This is a genomic window from Candidatus Margulisiibacteriota bacterium (assembly GCA_018822365.1).
In the GTDB taxonomy this organism is placed as follows: Bacteria; Margulisbacteria; WOR-1; order O2-12-FULL-45-9; family XYB2-FULL-48-7; genus XYB2-FULL-45-9.
This window is the reverse complement of sequence record JAHJKL010000001.1, coordinates 1-5,463: the sequence shown is the minus strand read 5'-3', so window position 1 is coordinate 5,463 and position 5,463 is coordinate 1. Positions and strand designations below refer to the sequence as shown.

The window sequence follows — 5,463 nt, the reverse complement described above, 5'->3', positions numbered from 1 at the left end:
CCCCTCCTCGACCATCATCAGCAATCAAAGATGTATACGATTGTATACCGATACACAAAAAAGTCAATAATCAGTTTTTTTTCGCCAGGAAGGAGGCCATCAGCATGTAGTCAAAGACTTCAGGGGTCAGCTCGATCCCCAGCAAAGCCTGGGTAAAAGCCTGAGCGGCAACCTCGCTCAATCCCTTGATCATCTTGTAATTACTAAAAGGGCCAAGACTCCAGACCTTGAACCGGAACTTCTTGTATACTTCCCCGAACCGTTCCAGCTCAAAATAATGAAAAAGCTCGTGCGCCACTACGATCTTTAACAGCCTCTCGGAAAGTTCCGGAACATGTACCTGCCGCCGGAGCTTGTCATGAAAACGGCGTGAAATTACGATCTCCTGGGTCGTCCGCCGGTACTCGCTCCGGACCAACCCTTTTTTTTCTTCCCCAAAGATCCTGATCCCCAGGAGGGCGGCAATTTTACGCGGATCCTGGGAGCGGTATTCGGCGATCACCTTTCCGGCGATCTCGTCGCCGCTTTGCAGCGCTTCACGAATGGATTTAAGCTTATCGGCTTCGGGAAGACCGGAGAAAACGGCGTCATCCGCCAGCTCCAGATATGCCAGGGCCAGGCGGTTCCTTTGCACAACAGCAGTCGCTTGTTTTTTACTCATACGGCCTTATCACCTGATCGGCGATCGAGTCACCTTTCACGGTTATTTTAACATAATTGTAAAATCCGCCAAGCTCTCTTGGTAAATAAAGCGGGGCGCCGGCACCAGCGCTGACGACATAAACCACCCCTTTCCGCTCCGATCTGGCATAACCGTGAACATGACCGGCAAAGACATAGCGGACCCTGTACTTTTCAAAAAGCTTCATTAATTCTTCGGTCACCGCCCGACCGCTCATGACGTAATGCTGGTAGATCTCGGACGGATCAAAAAGAGGCTTGTGCATAAAAACAAAGATCTTTTTGTTTCGGGCAGCCGCGAGTTCTTTTTTCAGCCAGGCAAATTGAACGGCATCAAAGCTTTCTTTAAAGGCGTTATTCAAAATAATAAAACGGCAATCATCATGGTCAAACGCGTAATAAAGAGGGCCATAGGTCCGCTGAAAGATCCTCCAGCCGCCGTTGACCCCGTCATGGTTCCCCAGAACATTAAAAAGCGGTTTTTTCAATCGCTTGACCTTCTGATTGAAAGCAAGATATTCTTCTTTTTTGCCGTTCAGGACAAAGTCTCCCAGGTTGACCGTAAAAGCGATCTCAGGGTCTTTGTTAAGTCGGTCGATGATCAGATCGAGCAACTCGTCGTTCCGGTGATTATCGCCAAAAACAGCAAAAGAGAAGGCAAAGGCAGAAGAGGCAAGACATAGCAGGGTCAGGAAACCCGCGACCAAACGTCGCGGTTTCCTGATCGATCCACTAAACAAATTTTAAATCCTGCAAAACTTTTTTGATCCGCTCTTTTTCGCTTTCGTTCGCTTCGATCAGCGGTAGGCGCGGGATCCCAACCGGCAGGCCGATCATCGCCAGCGCCGCTTTGACCGGTGTGGGATTGGCGGTGATAAAGAGGACATTAAACAACGGCAGCAACCGTTCATGTATCGCTTCGGCTTTCTTGACCTCGCCCGCGTGAAACGCGGCTACCATCGCGGCAATCTCCTTTCCGGCTACATGAGAAGCGACTGAAATGACCCCAACCGCCCCTACCCGCATCATTGGCAGGGCCATAGAGTCATCGCCCGACCAGATCGTGAACCCGGACGGGACCAGCCCGGCGGTCATTTTCGTTTGTTCAATATTGGCCGCTGAGTCTTTCAGCCCGATCACGTTCGGGCACTCTTTGGCGACGCGAGCGATTGTTTCCGGCAGCATATTGACAACGCAGCGTCCGGGGATATTATAAATAATGATCGGCAGTTTGGTCTTTTGGGCGACGGCTTTGAAGTGCTGGTACATCCCCTCTTGCGACGGTTTGTTGTAATAAGGAACGACGACCAATAAGCCATCGACCCCGATCTTCTCCGCTTCCTGGGACGCACTGATGGTGGTCGAGGTTGAATTCGATCCGGTGCCGGCGACCACTTTAACCCTGCCACCGACCGCTTTTTTTACCACCCGGTAAAGCTCAAATTCCTCATCATGCGACAGGGTCGGCGATTCACCCGTCGTACCATGGACGACGATTGTGTCCGAACCGTTATCAGCCAGGTAATTGGCCAGGCGGGCGGCCATCTCATAATCAACAGACAGGTCATTTTTAAAAGGCGTGACCATCGCCGTCATAACATTGCCTAAATTAACCATTGGAGCACCTCCGGGAATATCTGATTTTAACATATTTATCGAGCGATATACATAAGCTCTATGTAACGCCAAAAACCTTTTTCAGCTCTTTGATCTTATCTCTCAACTTTGCCGCTTGTTCAAAGTTCAAGGCGGTCGCCGCCACTTGCATCTCAACTTCAAGCGAGCGGAGCAGTGCCGGTACTTCGTCCGGCGGCAGAAAATCTTTAAGTTTTTTGATCTCTTCCGCTTTGCTTTTTTTGATCCGGTCAGAAATATCAGAGATCTCTTTCACAATAGTCTGGGGAGTGATCCCGTTCTTTTTGTTGAACTCGACCTGAAGTTTACGCCGACGCCCGGTCTCACCGATCGCCTTACGCATTGAGTCGGTGACCTTATCGGCGTACATAATGACCATCCCCCCGGCGTTGCGCGACGCCCGCCCGATCGTCTGGATGAGCGAAGTTGCCGCCCGCAGAAACCCCTCTTTATCGGCGTCAAGGATCGCCACCAGCGAAACTTCCGGGAGATCAAGCCCTTCGCGCAATAGATTGATCCCGATCAAAACATCAAATTCCCCCAGCCGCAATCCTCGCAGGATCTCGATCCGGTCGAGCGTTTCGACATCGGAATGAAGATAGCGGACCCTGATCCCCGCCTCATTAAGGAACTCGGTCAAGTCTTCCGCCATCCGCTTGGTCAGGGTCGTGACCAGGACCCTCTCCTTTTTCTCCACCCTGGTCTTGATCTCACCGATCAGGTCGTCAACCTGCCCTTCGGACCTTCTGACCACGACCGCCGGATCGATCAGGCCGGTCGGCCTGATGATCTGTTCGACGATCCGTTTGGAATTTTTCAGCTCGTATTCGGCCGGGGTTGCCGAAACAAAGACCACCTGATTGAGCTTTTTCTGGAACTCCTCAAAATTAAGGGGCCGGTTATCATAGGCGGACGGAAGGCGGAAACCAAAATCGACCAGGGTGTTCTTGCGGGCCCGGTCCCCGTTGTACATCGCCCGAAGCTGGGAAACCGTTATATGGGACTCGTCAATGAACATCAGCGCGTCTTTCGGAAAATAGTCGAGCAGAGTTGAAGGAGGCTCTCCCGGACGGCGACCGTCAAAGTGACGGGAGTAATTCTCGATCCCGGAGCAGTAACCCATCTCCCGGATCATCTCAATATCGTACCTGGTCCGCTTCTCCAGCCGCTGGGCCTCAACGATCTTTCCGGCTTTCTTTAAGACCTTAAGCTGCTGCTCCATTTCCCTGGTGATCGACTGGATAGCGGTTTCGATCTGGTCTTCAAACGTAACATAATGGGTCCCGGGAAAAACATAGGCGACCGTTTTTTCGCCGATCTTACGCCCCGAGACCCCTTCCAGCTCCGAGATCCTGGCAACCAGGTCGCCGTCGAGCTCGACCCGCAGGAGATTCTTTTCGTAAGCGGGAAAGATCTCGATGCTCTCCCCCCGGACCCTGAAACGCCCCCTCTTTAATTCAAGATCGTTCCGCTCATACTTGACCGAGATCAGTTTTTGCATCAAGGCTTCACGGTCAAACCGTTCCCCCAGTTTAATAGTAATGACCGCCCGCTGATAATCCTTGGGGGTCCCCAACCCAAATATGCATGAGACCGAAGCAACAACGATGACATCACGGCGGGTTAAAAGCGACATGGTCGCCTCATGGCGGAGACGGTCCAACTCTTCATTGATCGCCGAATCCTTCTCGATGTAGGTATCGGTGTGAGGAAGATACGCTTCGGGCTGGTAGTAATCGTAGTAAGAGACAAAATATTCGACCGCGTTATTGGGAAAGAAGCTCCGGAATTCCTGGCAGAGCTGGGCCGCCAGGGTCTTGTTGGGAGAGATGACCAGGGTCGGCCGCTGGACCTTTTCAATAACGTTCGCCATGGTAAAGGTCTTTCCCGAACCGGTGATCCCCAAAAGGGTTTGGAATTTATCGCCGCCGGTCAGCCCCCTGGTCAGCGAGGTGATCGCTTTTGGCTGGTCGCCGCGCGGCTCAAAGCTGGAGACGATCTTAAAGTCGGGCATAGTGTTCTAAATAATAGCAAAAGCGCTGAAATTTGGCAAAAAACAGAGCGACAACTACCTGTCATGATCTGTTCAATCTTTTCCCGTCCGGGAAATACAGTTAAAATCGGAAATTGCGTCAGCGGAACTCTCTCCGCTCCCCGAGATCAAGTCAAAAGACGGATCGCTTTGGCAACCGAGGCGGCCTGGGAGCAGCTTGACCGGCCGGAAATCAGACGAACATTTCAACATGACCTGCAAAGAAAGGTCTTCCATCATAATCGAATAAGTTTTTGGACCTTTACCAGATTGCGGCTCCTCTCCCATACATTCGAGAACGGCAAAGGGATAGAAAATTACGGCTTGCTCCAGCCTACCAGAGAAGATGTGATCGATTTTTGCGGAGCTTTTGAAAGCCTGACCCGGGTCGGCAAAGGCACTCACCGCCGCGCCTTTTTAGCTATTATGGGAATATCGGCGGAAGAGGAGATCGATGACGCGGAGCCTTCTATCTATTGCGCCATGCTCGGAAAAATGGACAAGGAATACGACGGGCCAGCTTTTCCGACAATTGTTTCCATCGCGATCAGCGAAAGGCTGAAAGAGGACAAAGTGATAAAATACTCCAACGGGACCCAGGGGATTATCTTTTCCCTAAACGATCTTGATAAATACGGTTACCATGGAATGCCGACCCTGGGCAGGTTTAAGCCGCCGCGGGAAGCGAACCTGGTCCCTGGGAATTCCCCATTTCGTAAACCGTGGTAAATGGAACAAACCCCTTCTTGACGTTAAGCCGCTCCCTGATCAAGTTCTCTCCGACAAGACCCACTCCAAAGTTTTTGGTGACGTTAGCGTGAATAATCTTAAAGTTCGGCTGGCCCTTGTCCGGTGAAGTCGCCCAATAACTTTCCCGTTCATGGCCGGAATAGATATGAACCTGTGATGGCGCGACTCCGAATTCTCTCGCCAGGCTGGTAATAGCCGAACTGATATGCGACTTGCCGTATTGATCTTTAGAGGGGTCGGGCGTTTCCTTGAATCGGTTCCAAAGAAGCTGATTTACCCTGTCGCGATCTCTCTCTAATTCGACCATCTGGCGCGGGTTGGGAAAAGGGATCGAGGAAATCGCCGAATGGGCCATGTAAACTATG

Annotated in this window: 6 protein-coding genes; 1 reads left to right on the top strand and 5 read right to left on the bottom strand. The window is 51.5% G+C overall.

The features are described from left to right. Nucleotides 1-70: 70 nt before the first annotated feature. Genes KKF06_00030 through uvrB form a run of 4 tightly spaced genes read right to left on the bottom strand, consistent with a single transcriptional unit; the run spans nucleotide 71 to nucleotide 4,330 of the window. A complete protein-coding gene (locus KKF06_00030; protein ID MBU1616153.1) occupies nucleotides 71-661 on the bottom strand; it encodes a hypothetical protein in 591 nt (196 codons plus the stop codon). Further along, the gene (locus tag KKF06_00025) at nucleotides 654-1,388 is read right to left on the bottom strand and encodes a metallophosphoesterase (protein ID MBU1616152.1); all 735 of its coding nucleotides are present in this window, start codon (nucleotides 1,386-1,388) and stop codon (nucleotides 654-656) included. Before KKF06_00025 ends, KKF06_00030 begins: the two co-directional genes overlap by 8 nt. A gap of 25 nt (nucleotides 1,389-1,413) precedes the next feature. Continuing rightward, nucleotides 1,414-2,298 carry a 4-hydroxy-tetrahydrodipicolinate synthase gene (dapA, locus tag KKF06_00020; GenBank protein ID MBU1616151.1) on the bottom strand — a complete coding sequence of 295 codons (885 nt, stop codon included), beginning with the start codon at nucleotides 2,296-2,298 and terminating at the stop codon, nucleotides 1,414-1,416. Between the two features lie 58 nt (nucleotides 2,299-2,356). Beyond that, nucleotides 2,357-4,330 (bottom strand): excinuclease ABC subunit UvrB, encoded by a 1,974-nt coding sequence (gene uvrB, locus KKF06_00015; protein ID MBU1616150.1) that lies wholly within the window; start codon nucleotides 4,328-4,330, stop codon nucleotides 2,357-2,359. Between the two features lie 63 nt (nucleotides 4,331-4,393). Here uvrB and KKF06_00010 point away from each other — a divergent pair, with 63 nt between their 5' ends. Next, nucleotides 4,394-5,077 (top strand): hypothetical protein, encoded by a 684-nt coding sequence (locus tag KKF06_00010; protein MBU1616149.1) that lies wholly within the window; start codon nucleotides 4,394-4,396, stop codon nucleotides 5,075-5,077. Here the strand turns inward: KKF06_00010 and KKF06_00005 are convergent. Beyond that, nucleotides 5,016-5,463, bottom strand: a 448-nt coding sequence (locus KKF06_00005) for a hypothetical protein (protein MBU1616148.1), incomplete at its 5' end; no start/stop codon positions are given. The genes KKF06_00010 and KKF06_00005 overlap by 62 nt on opposite strands.